17 protein-coding genes and 1 pseudogene are annotated in these 25,258 nt (G+C 54.7%); 9 read left to right on the top strand and 9 right to left on the bottom strand.

What is annotated here, in order from left to right; genetic code table 11:
* Nucleotides 1-6: 6 nt before the first annotated feature.
* The 6 genes from KBI52_RS25505 to KBI52_RS25480 all read left to right on the top strand — a co-directional run bounded on the left by KBI52_RS25505 (nucleotide 7) and on the right by KBI52_RS25480 (nucleotide 10,469).
* A complete protein-coding gene (locus KBI52_RS25505) occupies nucleotides 7-774 on the top strand; it encodes an ABC transporter ATP-binding protein (RefSeq protein WP_210812166.1) in 768 nt (255 codons plus the stop codon).
* Between the two features lie 159 nt (nucleotides 775-933).
* Entirely contained in the window at nucleotides 934-2,925 is a 1,992-nt protein-coding gene (locus KBI52_RS25500) for a glycosyltransferase (protein ID WP_210812165.1), read from the top strand.
* Between the two features lie 194 nt (nucleotides 2,926-3,119).
* On the top strand, nucleotides 3,120-4,181 hold the full coding sequence (gene rfbB, locus KBI52_RS25495; RefSeq protein ID WP_210812164.1) for a dTDP-glucose 4,6-dehydratase: 1,062 nt from the start codon (nucleotides 3,120-3,122) through the stop codon (nucleotides 4,179-4,181).
* A 68-nt stretch (nucleotides 4,182-4,249) separates the two neighbouring features.
* The gene (gene rfbC, locus KBI52_RS25490; RefSeq protein ID WP_210812163.1) at nucleotides 4,250-4,807 is read left to right on the top strand and encodes a dTDP-4-dehydrorhamnose 3,5-epimerase; all 558 of its coding nucleotides are present in this window, start codon (nucleotides 4,250-4,252) and stop codon (nucleotides 4,805-4,807) included.
* A 60-nt stretch (nucleotides 4,808-4,867) separates the two neighbouring features.
* Nucleotides 4,868-5,740 carry a glucose-1-phosphate thymidylyltransferase RfbA gene (gene rfbA, locus KBI52_RS25485; protein WP_210812162.1) on the top strand — a complete coding sequence of 291 codons (873 nt, stop codon included), beginning with the start codon at nucleotides 4,868-4,870 and terminating at the stop codon, nucleotides 5,738-5,740.
* A gap of 415 nt (nucleotides 5,741-6,155) precedes the next feature.
* Nucleotides 6,156-10,469, top strand: coding sequence for a rhamnan synthesis F family protein (locus KBI52_RS25480; RefSeq protein ID WP_210812161.1), 4,314 nt, complete (start codon nucleotides 6,156-6,158; stop codon nucleotides 10,467-10,469).
* A 311-nt stretch (nucleotides 10,470-10,780) separates the two neighbouring features.
* Here the strand turns inward: KBI52_RS25480 and KBI52_RS34295 are convergent, their stop codons facing one another.
* The 5 genes from KBI52_RS34295 to rfbF are packed head-to-tail and all read right to left on the bottom strand — an operon-like array spanning nucleotide 10,781 to nucleotide 15,452.
* The gene (locus KBI52_RS34295; protein ID WP_210812160.1) at nucleotides 10,781-11,692 is read right to left on the bottom strand and encodes an NAD(P)-dependent oxidoreductase; all 912 of its coding nucleotides are present in this window, start codon (nucleotides 11,690-11,692) and stop codon (nucleotides 10,781-10,783) included.
* Nucleotides 11,689-12,270, bottom strand: coding sequence for a dTDP-4-dehydrorhamnose 3,5-epimerase (rfbC, locus tag KBI52_RS25470; protein WP_210812159.1), 582 nt, complete (start codon nucleotides 12,268-12,270; stop codon nucleotides 11,689-11,691). The genes KBI52_RS34295 and rfbC (KBI52_RS25470) overlap by 4 nt, the downstream gene beginning before the upstream one ends.
* A 17-nt stretch (nucleotides 12,271-12,287) precedes the next feature.
* Nucleotides 12,288-13,535 carry a class I SAM-dependent methyltransferase gene (locus KBI52_RS25465; RefSeq protein ID WP_210812158.1) on the bottom strand — a complete coding sequence of 416 codons (1,248 nt, stop codon included), beginning with the start codon at nucleotides 13,533-13,535 and terminating at the stop codon, nucleotides 12,288-12,290.
* A 26-nt stretch (nucleotides 13,536-13,561) separates the two neighbouring features.
* Nucleotides 13,562-14,665, bottom strand: a complete 1,104-nt coding sequence (gene rfbG / locus KBI52_RS25460) for a CDP-glucose 4,6-dehydratase (RefSeq protein ID WP_210812157.1) — start codon at nucleotides 14,663-14,665, stop codon at nucleotides 13,562-13,564.
* A 7-nt stretch (nucleotides 14,666-14,672) separates the two neighbouring features.
* Nucleotides 14,673-15,452: a glucose-1-phosphate cytidylyltransferase gene (gene rfbF, locus KBI52_RS25455; RefSeq protein WP_210812156.1), complete on the bottom strand. Its 780-nt coding sequence runs from the start codon at nucleotides 15,450-15,452 to the stop codon at nucleotides 14,673-14,675.
* Between the two features lie 416 nt (nucleotides 15,453-15,868).
* Here rfbF and KBI52_RS25450 point away from each other — a divergent pair, with 416 nt between their 5' ends.
* Nucleotides 15,869-18,301 (top strand): hypothetical protein, encoded by a 2,433-nt coding sequence (locus KBI52_RS25450; protein WP_210812155.1) that lies wholly within the window; start codon nucleotides 15,869-15,871, stop codon nucleotides 18,299-18,301.
* Between the two features lie 218 nt (nucleotides 18,302-18,519).
* Here KBI52_RS25450 and KBI52_RS25445 read toward each other — a convergent pair whose 3' ends face one another.
* The 4 genes from KBI52_RS25445 to KBI52_RS25430 are packed head-to-tail and all read right to left on the bottom strand — an operon-like array spanning nucleotide 18,520 to nucleotide 22,572.
* Nucleotides 18,520-19,254, bottom strand: a complete 735-nt coding sequence (locus KBI52_RS25445) for an SDR family oxidoreductase (RefSeq protein WP_210812154.1) — start codon at nucleotides 19,252-19,254, stop codon at nucleotides 18,520-18,522.
* Nucleotides 19,251-20,600: an FAD-binding oxidoreductase gene (locus KBI52_RS25440; protein ID WP_210812153.1), complete on the bottom strand. Its 1,350-nt coding sequence runs from the start codon at nucleotides 20,598-20,600 to the stop codon at nucleotides 19,251-19,253. Before KBI52_RS25440 ends, KBI52_RS25445 begins: the two co-directional genes overlap by 4 nt.
* An 11-nt stretch (nucleotides 20,601-20,611) precedes the next feature.
* Nucleotides 20,612-21,571, bottom strand: a complete 960-nt coding sequence (locus KBI52_RS25435; protein ID WP_210812152.1) for a glycosyltransferase family 2 protein — start codon at nucleotides 21,569-21,571, stop codon at nucleotides 20,612-20,614.
* A complete protein-coding gene (locus KBI52_RS25430) occupies nucleotides 21,568-22,572 on the bottom strand; it encodes a lysylphosphatidylglycerol synthase transmembrane domain-containing protein (RefSeq protein WP_210812151.1) in 1,005 nt (334 codons plus the stop codon). The genes KBI52_RS25435 and KBI52_RS25430 overlap by 4 nt, the downstream gene beginning before the upstream one ends.
* Before the next feature lie 592 nt (nucleotides 22,573-23,164).
* On the opposite strand from KBI52_RS25430, the pseudogene KBI52_RS25425 reads away from it, so the two are divergent.
* Both KBI52_RS25425 and KBI52_RS25420 read left to right on the top strand, forming a co-directional pair.
* Nucleotides 23,165-23,683, top strand: a pseudogene (locus tag KBI52_RS25425) (transposase); the annotation flags it as partial.
* 175 nt (nucleotides 23,684-23,858) lie between these two features.
* Nucleotides 23,859-25,256, top strand: a complete 1,398-nt coding sequence (locus tag KBI52_RS25420) for a hypothetical protein (RefSeq protein ID WP_210812150.1) — start codon at nucleotides 23,859-23,861, stop codon at nucleotides 25,254-25,256.
* Nucleotides 25,257-25,258: the final 2 nt, after the last annotated feature.

The following is a 25,258-nucleotide window of genomic DNA, read 5'->3' as shown; positions in this document are numbered from 1 at the left end:
CTGACGATGGCGCTGATTAAGCTTGAGAATGTGACACTGGAGTACCCCGTTCAGGCATGGAAGTCTGATAGGAAGCGTGCATCGTCCGGGGAGAAGCCTATCGGCGGGCAACTATCGTCTGGGCAGACAGGTCAGATGGTCGTGCGTGCTCTTGACCAGCTGTCACTTGCCCTCGGCCCAGGGGACCGCCTGGCTCTGCTGGGCCATAATGGTGCAGGCAAGAGTACGCTTCTGCGTGTGATGGCCAAGCTTTACGCTCCCACTCATGGACGCGTGACCATTCAGGGACGTGTCGCCCCGTTGCTGAACCTTAGCTTCGGCTTGGACATGGATTCGACCGGGTACGACAACATCTTCATTCGTGGCCTCTTTCTTGGGATGACCAAGGCCGAGTTGAAGCAGAAGGCCGATACCATTGCGGAGTTCAGCGAGCTCGGGGACTTTCTCGACCTGCCCATGCGCACCTACTCCTCCGGTATGCGCGCCCGCCTGGCTTTTGCGATCTCGACGCATGTCGAAACAGATATCCTGCTCCTGGACGAGGTTGTGGCAACGGGCGATGCCCGTTTCCTGAAAAAGGCCAATGAAAAATTGGAGAGCTTTGCACGAGAATCCAAGCTGCTCGTCTTAGCCTCACACTCCAACAGGGTCCTGCGGGATCTCTGCAATAAAGCGGTCCTCCTCGAGCACGGTCGCATCAAGGCATTCGGAGACCTTGAAGAGGTCATCGAGAACTATTCAGCCTCTGCGGGTGTCGATTCAAGGGACGGATGACGTCACGATGCTGACGTGTCATTCGCTGGACCGGAAGCAAAGGACTGATGGAAGCGGCTGGATCACCGTAGGATGCATATTTTCATGCGCCCAGTGGCCGAATCCGATGATCCTGAACGGCAAGGGCTTGGACCGATGATACAGGATACGCAGCATTCCTTGCCCCAAAACGTTGAGGCGAGCGCCGCCGTCCAGGTCGCGCCCCTGCGTGAGCAGATCGAGAGGCAAACCCAAGAGATCGCTGAACTCCAGGCCACAATCCGCAGCCTACAGGCCGAAATCAGAGGGTTGCGCGGATCTCTATCCTGGACAGTGACGCGCCCCCTACGTTTCCTTGCCCGTGGCCTCCCTGGAACGGCTGCCCTGGTTCAACGTACGGTTGACCGGACGAAGGACATTCTGGTCACCAGATTGCCGAGGCGGGCCACGCGTGCCCTGTTCGACAATAGATGGGAAGTCCGGGAGGATGTACCAGGACAGATCTCCGCCTATCGCAGCTCCTCGCGAAGGAAGCGTCGCATTGTTTTCTACACGGCAATCTTCGGTGAGTACGATAACCTGCTCCTCCCAGAGCGGATTGATTTGGACGTCGATTACGTATGTTTCACGGATCGTCCGCGCAACGATTATGGTGTCTGGCAGATGCGGGCCGCGCCGTACTATCACCCGGACCCGACGCGAGTTGCCCGCTGGGTCAAGACCCATCCTCATGAACTGTTCCCGGGTCATCAAGTCGCCGTCTGGCTTGATGCCAACATCATCCTGAAGGGCGATATTCACCACTACATCAACCTTGTTGTCGGCAAGAACGGCGATCTCGGACTCATCGCTCATCCGCATCGCGGATGCTTCTATGACGAGGCGGAAGCCTGCAAGCGGCTGAACAAGGATGCCGCGAAACTCATCGATCGGCAGGTCGAGGACTACCAAAAGGCGGGATTGCCCCTCAAGCAGCCCCTGTTCGAGACGGGCTTCATGGTTGTTCCCCTCGATAAACGGGCAACCTCCAAGGCCCTTAACCTGTGGTGGCAGCAGATTGAACGGTACAGCCGCCGGGATCAGCTTGGCCTAGCATGGGTGAACTATCGTTGTCCCGACCTCGACATCACTTCACTGCTTCCGCACGGGGCCTCCGTGAGGGATCACAGGGATTTCGCGTATTTCCGACACAGCTTCGCACGGGCCTTGATAGTACCAGAGGCGCTCCTGAGGCTGGGCGCCCTGGCCGACCCCTTGGCCAAACATTTCTTCGCCGAAGTGAAGGATCAGCGGCTGCAGTCCTTGGCCGAGGTTCCCATCGACCTTGTCGTGTGCGTCTACAATGCCCTAGAGGATGTTCGCCTCTGCCTGGAGTCCGCGTGGGCGAACCTCCTGCCCCATCATAGGATCATTCTCGTCAATGATCGGTCCGACGAGGCAACGACCGTCTATCTACGGGAGTTCGCCGCGGACAAGAGCCAGATCACGCTGCTTGAGAACGACGAGAACCTCGGTTATACCCGCTCGGCGAACAGAGGTCTTGCCTCCGGAACCTCGGATTTTCGCATCCTCCTGAACAGCGATACCATTGTCAGCCCGAACTGGGCTCTAAAGCTTCTCGATGCGGCAAACCAGAGCCCAAGAATCGGCATCGTGGGCCCGCTCTCCAATGCCGCGGGAGCGCAGTCGATTCCCCAGATCAAGGCCAAAGGCAAGAACACAGCGATCAATCTCCTGCCGCCAGGAGTGACGCCTTCCGACCTCGATCTCGCCTGTGAGGTCTGGAGCAACGCGGATCTCGTGCCGCGCGTGCCCCTCGTCCATGGCTTCTGCTTCGGCATCAAGAAGGAAGTTATCGAGAGCATCGGGTTCTTTGACGATGAGAACTTCAAGCTCTTCTATGGCGAGGAGAACGATTATTGCTTTCGAGCGCTTGCGGCAGGCTTCGAACTGGCCGTCGCGACCAACACTTTCGTCTATCACCGCAAGTCGAGAAGCATCGATGAGGAAAAGCGGATGGTCCACATGGCAGAGGCTTGGAAGCGTCTGCGGGAACTTTATGGCGCCGACAGGATCCTGGCAGCCTATCGGCAGGTGGAGGAGCACCCTCTGCTGGAGCGGGTGCGCAAAGAGGCTCGGCGCTTTCTTTCCTCGGTTCAAGACCTGCAGTAGCGGTGTAGTTTGTGATTATTAATGATATAATATAACTAATGTGGCTTATTGCCCCCACGCCCGAAGGGTGAGTGGGAAGGCGTGGACGATATTACCATTATAGGCTAGTACCCTGCCGGAGAAGCAAGCGGCGGGTCGCTATCGCTAGACTGCAAAGCATACCCGGCAACTGAGGATGAAGAAGAGCACGGGACATGGCAAAGAGATATTTGGTAACTGGGGGCGCTGGGTTCATCGGATCGGCCGTTGTCCGCAAGCTGATTTCGGACACACCGCATCAGGTTCTCGTCCTCGACAAACTCACCTATGCGGGCAATCTCGACTCCTTGAAACCTGTAGCCGAAAGCGAACGCTATCGTTTCGTGCGCGCCGACATTGCCGATTTCCGCCAAATGCAAGCAGTGATTGACGAGTACCAGCCGGACGTGATTATGCACCTCGCGGCTGAAAGTCATGTTGATCGCTCGATTGATGGTCCAGGCGAGTTCGTGCAGACTAATGTCGTCGGCACCTTCACTCTGCTCCAAGCCGCTCTGGCTTACTGGAACAAGCTAGACGCCACAGGCCGCGATGCGTTCCGTTTCCATCACATCTCAACCGATGAAGTCTTCGGCTCCCTGGGACATGAAGGCTTCTTCCATGAGGAATATCCTTATCAGCCCAACTCACCCTATTCGGCCTCTAAGGCAGCATCAGACCATTTCGTTCGGGCTTGGCACCATACCTTCGGGTTGCCGTCGCTCGTTACAAATTGCTCCAACAATTATGGCCCGTACCACTTCCCGGAAAAGCTGATCCCTCTCATGATTCTGAACGCGCTGGAGGGAAAGGCACTTCCGGTCTATGGCAAGGGTGAGAACGTGCGTGACTGGCTTTATGTCGAGGATCATGCAGAGGCTTTGATCCTCGTCGCCGAAAAGGGCAGGGTGGGTGAGAACTACAATATCGGTGGCTGGAACGAGCGCACGAACATCGATGTGGTGCGTGCCATCTGTCACCTTGTTGACGAGATGGCGCCGAGCAGTACGATTGGATCCCGGGACAAGCTCATCTCCTATGTTGCGGATAGGCCTGGCCACGATCTACGCTACGCCATTGATGCCAGCAAGATCGAGCGCGACCTTGGATGGCGCCCAGCGGAGACGTTCGAGACTGGCCTGCGGAAGACCGTTGCCTGGTATCTCGACAATAAGGCTTGGTGGGAGCGTATTCGCTCCGGGGTCTACCGCGGTGAACGGTTGGGAGCAACTATCTAAAATCCTCTAAATTTCTGCAGTGTGCAGCGTCCGAGCGTGGCGCAATATCAATCGAGGAGAAATGCCGCGTGTTAACTGTGGAGCCAACCACAATCCCAGATGTAAAAGTAATAACTCCTGATCGGTTTGGAGATCATCGGGGATTCTTTTCCGAAACGTACAACAAGCAGCAGTTCGCCGAGGCCGGCATTGAAATCGACTTCGTGCAGGACAATCACTCTATGTCGGCTGCAGTCGGCACAGTGCGAGGTCTGCACTTCCAGAGCGCTCCTTTCGCTCAAGACAAGCTTATCCGTGTCGTTCGTGGGCGCATCTTAGATGTGGCCGTTGATATCCGCAGATCGTCACCGACGTATGGAAAGCATGTGGCTATCGAACTATCGGCTGAAAATGGACGTCAGCTTCTCGTGCCAATTGGATTTGCACACGGTTTCTGCACTCTCGAGCCGAATACAGAGATCCAGTACAAGGTTTCCAACTACTACTCGTCCGCCAATGATCACGGAATTCTCTGGAACGATCCTATTTTGGCCATCGCTTGGCCGGTCAAACCAGATCAGGTAACGCTGTCCGACAAAGATCGCCGTCAGATGACGCTAGCGGAACTGATAAACTACTTCGATTAATAGTGACTGAGCCATAGATTTATACTTGGTTCGGCACCTAAAATGGAACAAGGAACATCAATGAAGGGCATCATTCTTGCCGGCGGTAGTGGAACCCGGTTGCATCCGATGACCTATGTCACATCGAAGCAACTGCTTCCGATCTATGACAAGCCGATGATCTATTATCCACTGACCACGCTCATGCTGGCCGGTGTAAAGGACATCCTGATCATCTCCACGCCTGAGGACTTGCCGCGCTTCAAGCAGCTTCTCGGAAGCGGTGAGCAGTGGGGCATTCGTCTCTCCTATGCAGAGCAGCCCAAGCCGGAGGGGCTTGCCCAAGCCTATATTATCGGTGCGGATTTCGTTGCTGGTGGGCCCTCCGTTCTCGTCCTTGGAGATAACGTATATTATGGTCACGGCCTAACAGATCTACTGCGTTCGGCAGCTAACCGTCTGTTGGGAGCATCGGTTTTCGCGTATCACGTCACTGACCCTGAGCGGTATGGCGTTGTAGAATTCGACAGCAACGGCAGGGCCATTTCCATTGAGGAGAAGCCGAAGCACCCACGTTCAAATTGGGCTGTAACTGGACTATACTTCTACGACAGCCAAGTCGTTGAGATTGCTGCAAACTTGAAACCCTCTTCGCGAGGGGAACTTGAGATTACTGATGTGAATCGCGTCTACTTGGAGGCAGGACAGCTCCAGGTAGAGCTCATGGGGCGCGGCTATGCGTGGCTCGACACTGGAACGCCAGACAGTCTTGTCGAAGCTGCCGAGTTCGTGCGAGCTCTGGAGAAGCGTCAGGGTTTTCGAATCGCATGCCCTGAAGAGATTGCTTATAACGCCGGCTGGATTGAACGTGAACAACTCGTCGAGCTTGGCACGAAGCTCTCCAAGAGTACCTACGGACAGTACCTACTCCAGATAGCTACAGCGCGCCAGTAAAGGGAGCAGTCGCTTCAGATCTCGGAAAGTGCAGCTCGCACGATACGTGATCGGAGTTCAGACACATGCGGGGTTGCGGCTGGTGTGGGTACCCATATGCCGGGCCTCATTGTTATCCGGTCCATTTCGCAAGCGCTTACAGTTCACATTATAGTAGTAAAAAGATGCTCTATGAAGTTTTCTGAATTTTATGTTTCCACTATAAACAACTTAATAAAGCATTGCAAACTTGTCGAATAGTTGAGGGCGAGCAGACAAGGCGAAATAACTTGGAGTGTATTGTCGTTCTTTACAGGATGTTTTTACCAGATGGAGGCATCGGCTCCCGGTGCGTCTCCTTGCTTGAAATCACTCGCCACCTTGTTTAAAGCCTATCGATACCATCGTTCACATTCCACTTGTCCTTAGAAAATATATGCTCCCGAACCTTCCTGTCGCTGATCGTGAAGTTGGTAACCAGGGGCCAAGAAGCTCTAACGATGGTGCAATCGACCTGCTTCTTGCTCCGGAGCTCGACGTCGTTTTCTGGCCATCATCCCGAGCGGGAGCTGTAAGCGCTTGGTGGGGGCACGTTCCTTTTGCTCACTGGTTGACGAAATCGGCACGGCCGAGAACGATAGTGGAGCTCGGAACACACGCAGGTGTGTCCTATGGAGCATTCTGTGAGGCAGTTCTTCGCGAAAGGCTGGAGGCACAATGCTTCGCAGTCGATACATGGGTCGGTGATGAGCATGCCGGACAGTATGATGAAAGGGTCTTTGAAGAGCTTAACAGCGTTAATACCGCGCGATATAGCTCTTTCTCTAGACTAATTCGGTCTACTTTCGATGATGCGTTGCAGTATTTTGCTGACGGCTCTATCGACCTGCTACACATTGATGGCCTGCACACGTACGAAGCCGTAAAGCACGATTTCCAAACTTGGCTTCCAAAGATGTCGAAACGGGGAGTTGTCCTGTTTCATGACATAAACGTCAGGGAGCGAGGTTTCGGAGTATGGCGCCTCTGGGAGGAGCTGAACAAGGAATATGTCGGATTTGAGTTCTACCACTGCCATGGACTTGGAGTACTTGTTGTAGGAACCGAGCCTCCCGAACAAGTGGTGGAACTCGTTAGGCTTAGTGCTCAGGACTCCGCAAAAGTCCGAGAGCGTTTCAGTGAGTTAGGTGCTCGATGGGTCGAAGCTTATGCGGCACGCCAAGCAATGGAGCATAGGCGCAGCCTTGAACTAGCTTTGCATGAAGAAACGAATCATAAGAATGCATTGAGTAGAGAGGTCTCCGAACTGCGCAGCGAGAGTGCAGAACTTCGCAGTGAGAGTGCAGAACTTCGCAGTGAGAGTGCAGAACTGCGCGGTGCGCTCGCTCAATTGAAGACGACAGTATCCGAGGTTGCTCTTGCAAGTGCGGCACAACTGTCTGCGGCCGCCAGTCAACACAGTGCTCGTGTCGCAAAGCTGAAGCGGGAAATAAATCGTGTCAGCAAAAGGGAGTTGCTGGCGCGAAAAACTCTGAGCGAGTTTCAGCGAAGCACAATGTGGCGTACAATCAGCCCCCTGCGCGGAGCCTTGCAAAAGCTTCCACTTCCCCTCCGAGCCACATTACGTCGAGGTGCTAAGGCGGTATGGTGGGCATTGACGCCTCATCGTATCCCCGCGCGCATAGACTTCTTGCGCTCACGAAAGCAGATCTCTATTCAATCATCCCAACCTCAATCATCTTCATATAAGAAGAAGACTGCAAATGCCTCTCGCTCGCAGGAGCAGCGCACGAGCGATATCAACGCACACTACCGCGTCGATCGAATTGCGAACATTACTGGGCAGGATGTCGTCGTTCTCGTTTGCTATTGTCCAAGCGGGCGCTTGACGCAGTTACAGCGTCAGCTCGTTCACGAGTACAACGATGCTGGGTATTTGGTGGCTCTCGTCGTAAACTCGGGGTGCTTTGGATCGCATCGAGACCCGGGGGCTTCTCCCGCTGCGATCCAGATAGTACGCGAAAACTTGGGCTATGACTTTGGCGCATGGAGTCATGCTGTCCGATTGATCGGGGGCGTTGGGACTGCGCGTTCGATCACCTTCACCAATGACAGTGTCATTGCTCCTCGCGGTGGCATCTTGCAACTGCGACGCAAAGTTGATGAGGCCGCAGCGGATGTGGTTTTTGCTACTGAGAACCTCGAGCATCGGCATCATCTGCAAAGCTATTTCTTCTGTATCAAAAATCCATCTACATCTTCAGCTGCATTCAAGATCCTTACCTCCGTCCCGTGCTACGCTGATAAGCAGAGACTCATCAATGAGGTCGAGCTTACACTTTCAGAGCGCCTCGTTGCGGCTGGATTGCAGGTAAAAGCGATTTATGATTGCGAGGAAGCGGCAAAAATTCGCAGAAATCCGACAATCTACAACTGGCGTGCGTTGATACGTGACGGCTATCCATTTTTGAAGGTTCAACTCTTTACGCTTGGCCTAGTCAACGTCTCTGATCCCGACGTTCGCGATTTTCTTGGTGATGAAATTACCGCAATGCTCGGGGAGCATGTTCGTGAGCGCAGTGCAAGCACTGAGCCGGCTGGCGGGGATCCAAACACACCTGCTCAACCTGCTCTAGCGACAACTGCGCTCTATAATGAGTATGGTGCGCAGCAGGCGTTCAATCCACCGAGCAGTCGGTATCCAGCCCTTGTACTGCCGTTCTCAGGAGACATGTCGGGCGAAGTGCGCGATCCTAAAGTCGTTGGGATCATTCACTGCTTCTATCCAGAGGTTGCTGAAGAAATCCTGCGTGAGATTGCGAACCTTGATCTGCAGCTGAACCTTGTTTTGACCACAGACACAGAATCAAAACAGCGTGACCTTGAGCGTCTGCTACAAGAGCTTCACTTGTCCGGAAAGGCTGTTGTTTGTCCGAACCGCGGCCGCGATGTTGCTCCGTTTATAATCGAGGGCAAGAATTTTGTTGATGATGCTGAGTTGGTCTTCCATCTCCATACCAAGAAGTCTCCTCATGACAGCCGTTATGCAGATTGGGGATCATATGTGCGGGATAACCTCCTAGGTTCGAGGGAAATCGTCCGCTCGATCTGGGCGCTGTTCGATGACCCTCGAGTGGGTATCGTCTACTCGGACCATCATAAGGAAGTCGTGGGCCTGCGGAATTGGGGCTATGATTTTGGGAAAGCCCGTTCACTCCTTCAGCGTGTCGGTATAACTTTATCCGCTGATGACCTGCTTGAGTTTCCAACCAGTACCATGTTCTGGGCACGGAAAGACGCCATCGATCCTTTATTTCAACTAGGCCTAGCTTATGATGATTTTGATGAGGAACTGGGCCAAGTTGACGGAACTCTCGCGCACGCGATTGAGAGGTCTCTTCTATTCTTAGCTGAGAGTCGCGGGTATACACATGTTGGTGTCGTCGCTACTAACCGTTCGGCGCAGGCAACTGGCGCGCTGATGCACCTCGACGTCGCAGAGATTGGCTATCACATCAATCGGCGCGCATCGAGGATATTGGGTACTTCAGGGCGTCGATCTGCCATTTTCCAATCCGTCACCGAAGTTTACCCCGTCACGGCAGCCAGATCCGATGGTGTAAAGCCCCGACTTAACCTTCTGCTCCCCACGGCCAAGCCGGAGAAAATCTATGGCGGTGTCTCAAGTGCACTTCGCTGTGCCGCTGACATTATGGCGTGTACTTCCGACGTGGATTTAAGGATTGTAATTACATCTGATCCTGTTGACACAGATTCGCTCGACGCTTTGTCATCCTTTCTTCAGAAGTCATGTGTTCTGGTGCAGCCAGATGATGATGTTGGTGACGTTTCGGTCGTCAGTATGGCTGAACGGCAATTCACTCCGCTGACGGTCCGAAGCGGGGATGTTTTCCTGGCAACAGCTTGGTGGACTGCCGATCTCGGATTTCGCCTTCTGCGGAATCAGCGAACCATGTTCCGTACAAACCAGAAGATGCTGTATCTTATCCAGGATTACGAGCCTGGCTTCTATCCATGGTCGGCTCGACAAGCGCTCGCAGATGCGACTTACAGAAATAGCGCGGATACGATTGCACTGATCAATTCGGAAGAATTGGCTGACTTCATGGGTAAGCGCTTCAGCTTCGCCGAAACTTATGTGCTTCCCTTCACCATGAACGAGAAGATACAGCTGAAATTGCGCCCAACCAAAAAAGAGAAGATCGTGCTTGCCTATGGTAGGCCCTCAGTCGAACGAAACGCCTTCGCAATCGTGCGGGAAGCATTGAGACAGTGGCAAGCCCACAATCCTGAGGAAAACACCCAGTACAAAATCGTTTTCGCTGGAGAGGGCTTCAGCCCTGATATGGTGAGCGAGCTGGAGAACGTGTCGGTAGAGGGCAAGTTGTCACTTGATGACTACGCTGAACTGCTCAATCGGTCAGCGATCGGACTGTCGCTAATGATAAGTCCCCATCCGAGTTACCCTCCGTTAGAAATGGCCAGCGCAGGCTGTGTGACGATCACAAACAGATATGCATCGAAGGATCTTTCAAAGCGCTCGGATAAATTTATCAGCCTAGATGAGGTCACTCCTGAGGCCGTTGCCAGGGCGCTTGAGGACGCAAAGAACCGCATCGACTTGGTGGGTGTGACTGCGTGTGCCACCGTGGCATCGCTGGAATGCCGCTACCCAATTCTCGACTACGATGCGATCGCACAATCGGTATTCCCGGATGGAAGGCGTTAGTGAGAGGTCGGGCATAGTTCTGGGGTTTGCTTTCAGATTAGCGCCCGATGGTGCAGTTTGAGTACCACTCGTGGATAAGAGTCTTGCGCAATACGAACACGAATTCAGCGAATTCGAACACGCCGTAGGCTGGCCATTGTCGGAGCTACGAGAGTGGACGAAGGCTTTCTGCAACTTGATCAGAACGCGCCCATCAGGGCTCTTTCGCTCAACGAGCAAACATGCAGCAACGTTCCTGGCAGACGCTCCAAACAACGCGCCCGCGACTCCGTCTGATCACACAGAGCCATGTTGAAACCTGAGAAACCAAGCTACTCTAGTTTTTGAGCCGCCCACCAGGCGTAGGTGTCGGTCAAACCCCGCTCAAGTGAGGTAAGCGGCTGCCAACCGAGGTCTTGCAGGCGCCGAATATCAGGTACCAACACTGGGACGTCGTCGGGTCGATCAGGCCGAGCACCAAGAAGTACTCGATCTGATGCGTCGCTAATTCTGCCTAAAATCCGTGCGATCTCAGATAGCCGCACGGGCTCACCCATGCCGATATTGAAGGCGCCGTTCGCATCGCTGTTCAACAATGCTAGGAAGGCACGCGCTACATCGTCAACGTGAAGAAAGTCTCGGATCTGGCGACCGCTAGTCAGGTGAGCAACGCCGCCAGCGGACAGCGTGCGCGAAATATACGGGATTAGCCGCTGAGCATTCTCCCGTGGGCCATAAGCGAAAAAAACCCGTCCTGTCGCAGCTGTGAAACCCAATTCCGGACCCATGGCCTGGAGCAGATCGTGAGCGGCAAGTTTACACGCACCATAGAGCGTGTGAGGACGGTTTGGCGTCACACCCTCAACCATCACCCCCTGATGCCAGTCGTACTCTGCGCAGGTACCGACAAGTACAAAGCGACGCCCGCCCGTACTCGCAAATGCGTGTGCAAGGGCGGCAGTAACGCCGAGCCACAGGACGTTGTTCGGACTTGTCCAGTAACTCCCGTGGCTTGTTTCCCAACCAGCGTGCAGAAGATGTGTCGGCTTGATTTCAGAGACCAAGCGGCGCGGCTCGCCTTCTACAAGTAGGTTTGCGACATGCCACCGAACCGATCGTGCTTCATCACTGGGGGGCGCTGCTGTCCCGACTGCATGCACGTCGAATCCTGCCTGCTGCGCAGCCGCGACGATCCGTCGTCCGATAAATCCTCGAGCTCCAGTTATAAGTAGGCGCTTGCTCACTGCTGAATCCCGGCAATTTCCGGACACGGCATGAGGCCGCTCGATTCCAGTTCAGAAAGCCGTGGCAGGTTCCGGTCCCTTTCGGACATATGTGTCGGAGGCAAAGGCCACGTCACGGAGACGTCCGGATCGTCAAAATGCAAGCCTGCGGTCAGCGCCGGGTCGTAAGGGACGCTGATGTGATAGGCTACGGTCGCATCTGAAGTAAGGGATTGAAATCCGTGTGCAAACCCGGCCGGAATATAGAGCTGATAGTTGTTATCGGCCGAGAGTTCCACCCCAAACCACTGTCCGAAGGTTGGGGATCCGAGCCGAATATCGACCGCTACATCAAAGATAGACCCGCTCGTGCAACGCACTAGCTTGTCCTCCATATGGGGATGCGCCTGATAGTGCAGTCCGCGCAAGGTGCCCTTATGCCGATTGAAGGACAGACTTGCCTGCGCAAGAACTGGGTTCAAGTCCCAGGCCGCGAACACCTCGGCATCGAAAAGACGAACGAAGTATCCGCGGTCGTCGTTGAAGGGTGCTGGCTTGATCAGCCGGCAGCCCGGAAGCGGAGTATCGAGAACCTGCATTGTGATCGCCGCCAGATTCAGTCAAGTACAGTAGCAGACGGAATAGGCACGATGAAGCGCCCGCCCCAAGAGCGGATCGTTGATAGCTGCTCGATGATTTCTTCCTTGAGATTCCACGGCAATATCAGCACATAATCTGGTTGAGCCTGATCGATGGCAGCTGGATCGTAGATCGGAAGTCGCGTGCCTGGTAGAAAGCGCCCCTGCTTATAAGGGGAGCGGTCAACCGTAAAGTCGAGCATATCCGTGCCAATACCACAGTAATTCAGGAGAGTGTTCCCCTTCGCGGGTGCGCCGTATGCGACGATGCGTTTACCGTCGCGCTTAAGGCGAATGAGAAGTTCAAGTAAGCTGCGCTTTGTTTCTCGAACCCGCTCGCCAAAGGCCAAATATGCGTCATCTCTGTCGAGCTCAGCTTCAACCTCCTTGGCACGAACAGCCTTGAGGGCAGGCTTCTCCTCGTGGCTTGCTTCGGGGCGGCATGCGAAAACTCGCAAGGAGCCGCCATGGGTTGATAGTTCCTCGACATCGAAAGCGCGTAGCCCGTTCTTTGCCAGAATCCGCTCGACCGCCAGAAGAGAAAGGTAGGAAAAGTGCTCGTGATAAATCGTGTCGAATTGATTGAGGCGTATCAGGTTAAGAAGGTGCGGGAACTCGAAGGTCACCACACCGTTTGTCTTTAGGAGCACCGAAAAACCACCTACGAAATCGTTGATGTTGGGCACGTGCGCGAGTACGTTATTGGCCGCCATCAGATCCGCCGCATGGCCATCGTTCAGCAGATCGCGCGCAGTGTCGATGCCAAAGAAGCGAACCTCAGTCGGGATCTGCCGCTCAGCTACGGCAACATCTGCGACTGATCGGCTAGGCTCCACGCCTAGAACCGGGATACCCCGCATCCTGAAATATTGCAGCAGATATCCATCATTGCTTGCTACTTCGACGACATGGCTCTGGGGGCCAAGCTTGAACCGCTCGGTCATGTCCGCAGCATAACGCTCAGCGTGCTGCAGCCACGAGGGCGAGTAGGACGAAAAGTACGCATAATCCTCGCGAAATAGGTCATCCGAGCGGAAAAAGTCCTGAAGTTGTACAAGTCTGCATTCCTGACAAACGAATGCCTTCAGTGGATAGAAGGGATCCGGCCCGTTCACCTGATCGGCCGACAGGAAATCATTCGAAATCGGCGTCGATCCGAGATCAGCGAAGGTGAGCTTCAATGCGGTGCCGCAGTGACGGCAAGTGGGGGAGCTTGAATGTTGCATGGAGCTAAGCTGCTTTCAGGAGCTAGTCAGAAATCGTTATGGAAGAGACGCTGCTCGAATGCGGTACGTTGCGCATCCATAAGAGCGCGGGCCTGTTCGGGCGCATCTACATATGCACGGTACCATTTGGCAGAAAAGTGGATGGTTTCCGTTGGCCCGAGCACCGGTGCCCAACCGAGACGGCTGCGGGCCAACGATGAGTCAAGCGACAGGGTCCGCGCCTCAAAGCCAATCGCATCCGTGGAAGCTATTGGGTGATCTGGCGCGCCCCAAGCCTGGAAGAACAGGCTTGCCAGAGTACGAACCGGGATTGAAGTGCCCTGATCGGGACCGATATTCCAAGCATCGACGTCAACACCCTCGGCCTGCTGGAAGAGCACGGCTCCAATGAGCAGGTAGGCATAGCAGAGATCAAGGACGTGCTGCCACGGACGGATCGCGTTCGGATGCCGGATCTCGAGAGGGACGCCGGCACGGAGTGCTCGCACCATATCCGGCACAAGGCGATCGGCAGACCAGTCTCCGCCTCCCAGCACGTTGCCCCCACGTGCGGTCGCTAGTGCGAAAGGCCGGTCTTTTGGGGCGAGAGCAGTCCGATAGGACCGGGCAACCATCTCGGCCGCTGCCTTACTCGCACTGTATGGATCAAAGCCGCCGAGTTCGTCCGTTTCACGATATGGCCAGGCCCATTCGTGATTACGGTACACTTTATCCGTGGTTACACATACGACCGCATTGACGCTGGGGCAGAGCCGAGCGGCCTCAAGGACGTGAGCGGTTCCGAGCACGTTTGTTGCCATTGTACCGACTGGGTCGGAATAACTCCGCGGCACCAACGGTTGAGCAGCCAAGTGCAGCACGATCTCTGGACGAGCTTCCTCGAAAATACGTCGAACGGCATCGAAGTTGCATATGTCGCCTATTCGCGAGCAGCACGACTCACCAATTCCAGCCCGTTCGAATAAGTTGTCAGGTCCCTGATCAGGTGGGAGCGAGAAGCCGGTCACCTCAGCGCCAAGCGCATGCAGCCACGCAGTGAGCCATGAACCTTTGAACCCTGTATGCCCGGTAACAAGTACGCGACGAGACTTGTAACTTTCTAGCACTTGAGGTGCTGATAGTCTATCCATAGGTTGCTCACCCCCAAACGCGCCACGGCGCCGAACCGCGAGCCCACAAGTCCTCAAGGTTGTTCTTGTCGCGCAATGTGTCCATCGGCTCCCAGAAGCCCTCATGCTTATATCCGCTCAATTGCGCCTTTGCTGCGAGGCGCTCCAATGGTTCGCGCTCCCATACCGTCGCATCTCCCTCGATCAGGTCGAACACCGAAGGGGACAGCACGAAATATCCGGCATTGATCCAGCCGCTGCCGCCGGTTGGTTTTTCCTTGAACCCGTGGACGGTGTCGCCACTAAGGTCAGCCGCGCCGAAACGTCCAGGAGGACGGACGAGAGTGACTGTAGCATCTCGCCTCCGATCGACGTGATGCTGGATAAGCTTACCAACATCGATGTCACCGACTCCATCACCATAAGTCATGCAAAACGTCTCATCGCCGACATAGGGAGCGATACGTTTGAGGCGTCCCCCTGTCATGGTGTCCTGGCCAGTATCGACAAGAGTCACCTTCCAGCGTTCTGAGCGGCGATCATGAATCGTCGTGCTGTTGTCGTTGAAGTCGAAAGTAACATCAGACATATGAAGGAAATAGTTAGAAAAATATTCCTTAATCATATACCCTTTGTAACCTAAGCAAATAATGAACTCCGTAATTCCATAATGGTAATACGTCTTCATAATGTGCCATAGTATAGGACGTCCGCCGATCTCAACTAAGGGTTTCGGGCGCAAACCAGTTTCCTCTGATAGCCGAGTGCCGTATCCACCAGCGAGAATCACAGCTTTACGCACGTTCATGTTGGGCCCTTCAAACGGTTTGAACTTGGGCACATACCCCAAGCGTCAAGAAAATTAAAGACCCTGACAGTCATAGGTGGTTCGGGGCCAGAGGCAGTAGTGCGTGAGACTTGGTCTGGCTGTTGTCAGAGTGGCTGCTTAACAGGAGGAAATGAGCAAGCAGCTACGTGGAAATTCCTGTTCAGACCGCAGCCGAAGCGGTCCCAATACCATGGGGCCGGGCAAATCTTCACAGGCCAGCCCTGCGAGATCGATGTGCATTCCGGCCCAATGAATGGGCGGCCGGCCAAACATATCTGAGCCGGCCGATAGTTCAGCGTCCCTCAGGGCGGAGCCTCTTGAATGCAGGGTCAAACTATAGGAGAAGGAGCGAATCTCTTCTAATTCTCCGCACGATAATTGCCAGCCCGTATTCAATGAAACTCACTCGCTATTCGCCCCTTTTGAGTCTAATTCTACTGCTCGCGTGTATGCTTGCTTTGTTCATGCTTGTACCTTGGGAATCCTTCCGATGGACGATCGAGTCCATTGAGGAACTATCGGTTGATGCAGCTTTTGTTCTTGCCCTACCGGCTCTGTTTCAGTCGGGAGCGCAGTACGGGTCAGACGTTGTATTTACGTACGGTCCATGGGGCCTACTCGCGTCACCTATTGTTCCATCGAATATTTATCCGATTTTCGTTGTTATAAACAGTGTGATTGTGATTGCGGTAATCAGCATTGGTTTCACAGTCGTTATGAAGAGTAAAGTCAGCCTTGTCGTTCGGCTGATATTATTTCTCGGCTTTCTTGGTCTCATTACACTGTGGGTTGGAGGACTCGATCAGGGCTTTTGGTTCTTTCCGAGTCTTTACTTAGGTCTTTATCAAGTGTTTCACTCGGAGGAAAAGCGTCCACGGGTCCAACTCATACTTGCGCTGGTTGCGGCAGTCGCAGCAGCTTGGGTCGGGCTCGTGAAGTTTAACGTTTTCGTACTCGGCCTCTCTATCCAAATAATTATCTTGGTACTGGATCTCTCCTTCCGCCGGCTGCCATATATTTTTGCCGTCTGGGTAGGCACAACTGCCATCGCGTGGGTTGCGGCGGGGCAGCAGATCAGCCATCTCCCAATTTGGTTTCTTGCATCCCTCGATCTATCTGGCGGCTACGCCGATGCGATGTCGAAAGGTTTCTTCAATCCCTACAACCTTTCAACGGTCACTATACTGGCAGGTTTTTTGCTATGTTTCCTTGCGACAGCATGGCTTGTGGCGACCCAGCTCGAAAGCCGGCGTATTAGATGCGGATTTTTCCTAAGCTGTGCAGTTTGTGCTGGCTTAGCATGGCAGCACGCGATTGGCGGCAATCAGATTGAGCAAGGAATCGGCGAGATCTTTGTGGCACTGTGGTTCTTGATTGCTGTCTCACCGATGAGGCCGAATGCATGGAAGGTATCACTACAGCCGGCCACTTTAGCACTTCTCACAGTGTTCCTTGGCTGCCAGGTCGTCAAAGGCTCGGGTTCAAGCTATTTAGAGAACATTGCGAAAAAGCTCGGTGAAAAATCGAGCGCACTTGCTCGGGTAATCAACGGAGAATTTTCTGCCCCTCAAGAGTCATGGGGCCTACTAATGGCGAGCATTCGTAAGGGTGTGCCGATTAGAACTGACCTTCAAGGTTCAGCAGACATATATCCGCAGCATACTGCAGTCGTGATTGCCCACCCGCAGTTTCAGTATACTCCACGCCCGGCATATCTGTCATTGAACGCGCATACAACTACGCTTGCAAAGCGAAACGCAGAGTACTTGAAGATCAATGGGCCGGAGGTTGTGCTTTTTCAAGTGCTTCACCCGAGTCGATCCGTAGACAGCAGACATCCAGCTACAGCCGACGGACCTTCCTGGCCGGAATTGATATCTCGCTATGAACTGTATGATGCCGACAACGAGTTCCTAATTCTTAAGAAACGAGCTGAGCCGCTTCCATATAGACTCGCTCCACTCTCTCTCAAGCGCGTAGGCTGGGGCGATGAATTGCGATTGCCTCGCGGGCAAAAGCTGCTCTGGGCGGAAATGCGGGTGAAACCCTCACTTCTAGGCAGGCTTCTGAAGCCATTCTACAAGGCCCCGCATGTAATTCTGGAGCAAACCCTTGCAGACGGAACGGAAACAAGGCATCAAATTGTACCTGCCTTAGGTGAAGCGGGCTTTCTGCTCTCGCCATTTGTCGCCGAAACCGCATCATTTGCGCGTCTAATGCAGACAAGTATCGTTACTCAAAGCCGCCCGAGCGACCGAGTGATATCGATTCGCGTAAAGACCGAACCTAAGATGGAATGGTTTTGGTCTTCTAGTGTCCAAATTGATCTTTTCGAACTTGAGATCCGGAATGACGCTCCGCGTCTTCTTCCAGATCGTCTCGCCAGCTCATTGATATTACGCGATCTTGTTCATAACGCCGAAAAATGTATGTTTCCACCCTCGCCAAAAGTCGTTTCGGGGGGAACCTCGCCGCTATACGTGTTTCACGCGCCGTGCTCGACTACGATTCCCGTCATTAGTGATTGGCATGGAGTGAAGCTCTCGTACGGCCTTCAATATGCTGATCATCCGAACGAGCCCGCTTCAAACGGCGCTGAGATTCGCGTAATCGGCCTCGGTGCTGATGGAGAGCCTCTCAAGAAGGTTTCCCGCTACCTCGATCCCGCACGGCGCAATGATGACCGCGGTCAACAGCAAATACTGCTCGATTGGTCTCCAGGATCCATAACGCAACTGCGCATCGAGTTCGATCCAGGCCCTGGAGCCGACGCAGTTTACGATCACACCTATATTTCTGATATCCAGCTCCTTGCAGATGCCCGATGAGTCTCCACTCGTCCGAAGTAAGAGACTGTAGGTGCTTGATCGATTGTCTTCGAAAGCGACTGGCGTCTCGGGTTAGGACCAACCTAGCCAAAAACTCTTTCTTTCGCTGGTCCAGCTTCGCGGGAGTGCACCAGGAGCACTATCGGAAGGTAGTGCGTCTATCGCATACCTCGCCATGCTGCTGAAAAGTACGCATCACAGAGCCCTGGATCAGAAATCTAGAACTTCATCTTCTTGAAAATGGGCCAGGGCAGTACGCGTATAATGCGGATAATCGGCAGCCAGAATGGCGGGTAGGTGATGCAGCCCTCCCGCTTCTGTAGATGGTCGCAGATTGTGCGGGCGACGGCCTCTGGAGTAGCGATTGGTAAAAGCAAAGCCTTGCCGTAGCTTTGCTGAGTCGCGACATATCCGAGGCGATAAATTGTGGTGCGAACTCCGGAATCCACCAGTCGGTGTCGCATGCTTTCGAAGTAACTTTCGAGCGCGCGCTTGGATGCAGAGTAAACGACGTTTGCGCTGCGTCCCCGCGTCGCTGCGATCGAACTGAATCCGACGATCGTTCCACGCTTCGCCTGAATCATAGCAGGAAGTACAACGTCCGTAGCCACTACGACCGCGGTGAAGTTGGTGTCGATCAGAGACTGCGTCTCCTGCAACGGTTGGGAACCGTCATCGTCAGAACGGGATGCCCCTATCGGACACAGCAGAGCGTCGATGGTGTCCAGGTGACTACATGCCTCGGACAGCCTAGCATCCAGTTCCTGAGGCCGCATGCCATCCGCCACGACGATGGAAGCGCGGATGCCGTACATCAAGCGAAGGTGGGCCGCCTCGGCCTGTAGGCTCTGCTCGTCCCTAGCTATCAGAAGGACATCCACCCCGCGCCGGGCCAGCTCTCGGCCAAGTGCGCGTCCAACGCCGGCGGTCGCACCAAGGATAACGGCAGTCAAAGGCCCAACCTTTCGGAGAGTTCAGATCGGAACATGCGTTCGGGATCCCACTCAGTGAGAAGTCTCTTGAAACGATCGTAGTCCGGGTAGGTGGCCTCTACAACAGAGCGGGGTAGGCGCGCGTCCTTGATGATGTTAGGGCGGCAGCCGAGATCAATGGCAATGCCGTCGAGCTCAGAGAGAAAACTGAGCGAGCTTCCCGTACGCGGCACATTGATGGCAAAGCACGTTCCAGCGCCGGTGAAGCGAAGAAGTGTTGGAACACCTTCGAAGCTTTTTCCCGACGCAAGGACGATGGGCAATCTGTGCTTGCGTGCGCACGCCTGCACCTGTGCAACATAGTCGGAGAACTGCGAACCTGGGACGATGGCTTGGTATTCGTGGAAGCCTGCTCTCCCGAATAGACGGAAATATACTTCCTTACCTTGCGCCGGAAAGAGAGCTTCGCGCAGATGGACCTTTTTCTCGCCCGGTTGGTTCAAAAGGCGATAGAGGGTGTTGACCGCTCGACCGACAAGCGCCGTCTGCAAGGAGATCGGCATTGCAGCGCGCCAATTCGATGAAATCTCGCGCTGGCGCTGATGACGTTCGGCCCCCAATGGGCCCTCGTCGAAGCAGCCAGTCACGACAAGGCCCGAACCTGTTGAGCCGATCAGGTCATGCCAAGAATAGATGACGTCGCAGGCTGAAGCTGCCGTGCGCATCAGTTCCATTCCGGTCTCGGGCCGGTCAACCGCAGAGATCTTCAACGTCACGGTACCGCCTGGGATGCGCCGTGTCTTGAGGTGCGCCGTCAGGATAAGTCCGGTCAAGCCGTAGCCGCCACAGGTGGTCTCGAATATCGTTGGCGACTGTTCGCGGCTCACTGTGACGATGCCATGGCGGGGATGAAAGAGGGTAATTTGGTGAACTTGATCGTAGAATGTTCCGTCCCTGGCTTGGTTCTTGCCATGGACATTTGCCGCGATGCAGCCTCCGACCGAAATCTGACCATGCCCGGGTTGGACCGGCAGGTATCGTCCTTTCCTCAGCAGAAATTCGAAGAGACTCGCCAACGTTATGCCTGCTTCGACGACGACGTCGCCCGTGTCAGAATCGTAATCCAGAACCCGGTCGAAGGAGCGCATGTCGACCGCCGTGCTTGTTGGTCCGAAGCTCGCGGCCACATACGACAGGCCCTGCCCCCGCGGGACGAGTGGGGTGTGTCCTGCCGCCAGGGCAGATATGGCTCTATAGGACTCTGGCCGGAGAGCATGTACGTCGCAGTGCACTCCCCCATCGAAGCTCCGAAGATGCAGGGAGGCGGGCACGACGCCGGGGGAACGGTGCCTGTGCTGCGGGTCCATGCTGGCAGTCATCAAGCGGTCGCCCCAGTGACTGCGGGTTCAAGATAGGTGTCTTTGCGGTTGATGAAGGCGCTCGGTCGCTGCAATCCATTCTTGTAGCTTCGCGCTACGTACAAGCTGAGGAATGCTAATGCTGTGCCGATGTAAATTGCAAAGACGTACAAACCAAGCGCCGCCACCCAAGACGCGCCCGTCTGCAGGAAGGCAATCATCAGGCCTGTCAGTATCAGGATCCAGAAAGGGAGAATGTAAATCGGGAGACGCAAGAAAAGAGTAGACGCGGATAAGATCCCCGCGACGGCAAAGATCACCATTCCCATGATGTTGTAGTGGGTCTGACCGCCAATCCTGCGTTGGCGCTTGAACGGAATGCCGCAGCGCCTGAATCCGACTCGGCTAATGGAAGACCGGATGAACGGGAAAGAGTTCTGGTCGCTGATGATTGCCTCGCGCACTTCGGCTGTGAACATACCGAACTCGGCCATATCGAGGAGGATTTCATCATCGGCTAGGCTCTTGAGGAGGCGATAGAAATACCGTCGAGCGGACTTCAGCGCCTCAGGCTCCTCGCGGTCGACGCGTTCGCCATAAACGATGTCGTAGCCTTGTTCGTACTTCTCAAGAAACACTGGGATGAGTGCAGGTGGATCCTCGCAGTCCACGTCGATGAAGAGATATAGATCGCTGATTGTATTCCGCAGGCCGCTATCGAGCGAGCGCTGGTAGCCGACATTTCTACTAAACGTTATTACATATACGTCCGGCCATTTCGCTCTAAGGGCGAGGATTTCATCAAGGGTACCGTCCGTGGAACCGTTGTTGAGGAAGATCGTCTTGACGTGATAGCGAGCTGACACCGACTCGATCACTGGGCGAAGCTGGTCGAAAAAAGCACTGACGACCCCTTGCTCGTTGAAGCATGGGCACAGGATCGTGAGGACCGGTCGCGTGGGTTGGGCGATGGCATTCATTTTGACCCTCTCAGGGCGGGGCTAGCGGTTACGTTGGGGTTGTGAGCGACGGCTGGGTTCCAAAGCAACAGAATAAGGCCCGGGAGACTCGACAGCAGGAGCGCGATACCAAACATCACCGAATAGAGGAGGGCCACGTCGTTTCCTGCAAGCGGCCCAAGCATTCCAACCATGGCAGCTTCCCGGACACCCCATCCGCCGACGGATATCGGGATCACGGTCGCAAGTGTTACGACCGGGATGGCGACGAGGTAAACCGCACCGTCGAAAGGCAGATTCATGGCAAGACCTAGCCACCATCCTGCTATGGCGAAGTTCAGGTTGGTCAGGATACAGAGAACTCCGAGGGGAAGAGCCCAGTAGTTGAGCATGACCTTGCTCAAGCTACACCACATGCTGTGGCCCAAGCGGACAAACCTGCTGTTGGGTAGTAGGGCAAAAAGTCTTTCGCCAAACGGAAGGAGGGCAACGGCAACAATTCCGGCAAGGACTGCAAGTCCCGTCAGTTTGAAGAGGGCATGGGGCACGAATGTCGAACCGATCCAACCCGCCATGCAGATCATAGTCAGTAGGCTGCCGAGCAAGGCAATGCGTTCAAGAAGAACACTGATCGTCGCATCAACCGGATTGACGCCATCCCGATAGATCATCCAAGTCCGGATGGCATCACCACCGACGGCCGTAGGAAGAATTTGATTGAGCGCCATCCCGATCCAGAAGATTCGGCCTAAAGGTCTCAACCTCAGGGCGTAACCCAAGCGAGAGAGGACGATCTTCCAACGAATCGCCCCAAGAACGGGAATGAGGAGGAGTTGCAGAAGGCAAAGGCCGAACATTTCCACCGTCATCGTCCTGAAGGTGCGCTCAATGGCAGCGATCTCCAGATTCCGTCCAAGGAAAATGAGGATGGCCGTCGAGACGACCACCTTCGCAAGGACGAGAAATGACTTCGACCTTCTCGAACGCGATTCTGGCAATCTAAACTTCTGGAAGGGATTCATAGAGGAATGCCTATATATGAATGTTGGACGGCAGCTACATTCGCCAGCGTTTCACTTGCTCTTTGGACTTTGAGCCTGCTCATCTCGCATAATTCAGCTTAAAGGCAAGAGCTACCAGCCAGCTAAGCGCAGTACGATTGATCGGATGCACCAACCCTCGCCTGCATTTTGCATGTTATTTTATATCAAAAATTTGTGAGTTCCTGAATTTTCCTGATGTATGGAACTCAATCAGGTTCAACTTTCGTTGAATGTAGAGCTTGTGGGGCGCGGCAATAAGGTTGCCAGTTCAAAGTGCCTCGGACGTCGAATACTCCCAGGGTGATGAACCTGTAGTGCACCTTGAGTATCGCCGCGAGGTACCTCGACACCGAATAAGAGGTGGCTTGGGCCAAGCACCATCATTACATTAATTTGGTCCGATCCCGGTGTATTTCCTCTAAGGCGTTAGAAATCAGGGATTCCCTGTAAAAGGCCGGGCGCAGTCTCGAATCCGAAAACATTGGAGCCATTTCTTGCTACCTGAAGCAGCCCCCGAAATGACCGGACACGATCTCCCACCTCGCTAAGAGGTAGGAGCAGTGTTGGTGCTATAACGGGTTCTTCCTCGAAGTCAGAGATCCTTGACGGACCGCAATGCCGCCGCCGCTGGACGGCCTCCGAGAAGCTGTCCGTCGTTCAGGAGGGCCTACGAACCCGGCGCCACGGTCAGTCGGGTCGCCCGCCAGCATGGGGTGGCGCCCAACCAGCTCTTCCGCTGGCGCAAGCTCGCCGCCCAGGGAGCGCTGACGGCCACCAGCGCCCAGGACGAAGTGGTGGCCGCCTCCGAGTGCCGGGCCTTGCCGAACCAGATCCGGGAGCTGCAGCGCCATACCGGAGGGGACGAGGCGCGCCGGCACGACGGGCGCGTGGCCGTGGAGCGCTCCAATCGGCGCTGGTGCTCGGACGGGTTCGAGATCGGCTGCGACAACGGCGAGAAGGTGTGGGTCGCCTTTGCCCTCGACTGCTGCGACCGGGAGGTGCTGGGCCATGTGGCGACGACCGAAGGGATCAAGGGTGGGACGTGTAGGACCTGATGATCACGGCGGTTGAGTACCGCTTTGGGCCGATAAACCGTCTGAACAGCTGAGTCTTGTCCAACCCTTCGCTGCCGGCTGCATTGATATACTCCAAGGCTTTCAACCGGTTCGAAGGCCTTTCGTTCTGGATAAGTTGACAAATTCACGTGCCGCTGACAGATGGCAGTTGGCCAAACAAGCCTCATATAAGCACAGGAACTCAAAAAATTGAAGATCTCGAGAGAAGCTGGTATTTCTGCTGGCGCTCGCAGGGCTCTGTATGTCCTCGCGGTGCTTCCTGCCGCCTATGTATTTGTTGTTATACAGTATTCAGCTATCACATTGCCATTTTGGGATCATACTGAACTAATCCGGTGGATTTCGGCGTGGCATGATGGGACCTTCACATTCTCTAGTCTGCTGGCTCCCCACAACCATACGCGTCCTCTCGTTTATCGCGGTGTGATGATGGCCAATGCCATCCTTACAGCGTGGGACATCCGTTCCGAATATATCTACATGTATGTGGCGATATTCGGCACATTCGCATGCCATTGGTGGGCACTGAAGAAGCTTGCTCCTTCTTCCAGCGGGCTTGTCTTGCCTGCAGCACTGCTAGTGGTCTCAATTTTTGTATTCTCGCCGGCCGGCCACAACAATCACTGGTGGTCGATGATGTTTCAGTTGAACGCGACCAACGTTCTAATCACTGTTGCGTTCCTGGTCACATTCACCAATCCCACGAAGTGGTTGAACCATGTGCTGGGGGCACTCAGCTGCTGGTTGGCGACCTACTGCCTCACGAACGGCTTAGTAGCTTTCATCGCTATCATCATCACCCTGCAACTCGGATCGCCTATTCTATGGCGGCCGAGTAAGTGGGTCCTGTTCTGGGTTGCAAACTTTGCAGCTGTTCTGCTCACCTATCTCCCAGGCATGAGCGGTTCCATGGAGTCGGCGCACCCAAGTGTAATCGATCTGATCTGGTTTACTTTCGTTTATCTTGGAGCTCCACTCGGAAGCCTAATTTGGTTTCCGTTCAGGAACCAGTTCGATGTTCCTGTCTCGACCATGTTCAACGGCATTTGCGGCGTCGCTTTGGTTGCTGCGGCCTGCTTCTGGGCCTGGCGAGCCTGGGGTGACCTGCGCAACGGCCGGCCTGCAGCACTAATCCTTGCTGGGTTTGCTCTTTTCGCGGGCGGGTCGGCTCTGGTCACAGGGTGGGGCCGGGCGGCATTCGATGCTGCCGGTGTCTCAAATGCGAATGCCAGCCGCTATACAATCTTCGGTGTCTACCTGTTGCTCGGACAGGTTTACTATATTGCCTATCTGATGGCCGGGCGCGAAACGTCTGGAGCGCCAACTCAATCAGGCGGTTTGAGTTGGCCATCACTCGCGGCATCTCTGGCCGTAAGTGCCAGTGTCGTATTGGCCGGCGTCACGTATTACCGTGCCATCCGCATTTATCAGGATGTGCGGTTCTTCAGCGCAGCACTGGCTACAGCCTATCCCACGGGCCTCGAGCCTACTGCTCGTGATGGATTTATCCATCCAAACCAGGATTTTGTCCGGCAACTTAAGGCAGACCTGCAGCGGCTGAAAATTGGCCCGTACAGAGAGAGGTAAAT

It is taken from the genome of Microvirga sp. HBU67558, assembly GCF_018069605.1.
Lineage (GTDB): Bacteria > Pseudomonadota > Alphaproteobacteria > Rhizobiales > Beijerinckiaceae > Microvirga > Microvirga terrae.
The sequence above is the reverse complement of the archived record's forward strand: the minus strand, read 5'-3'. Positions and strand labels throughout refer to the sequence as shown.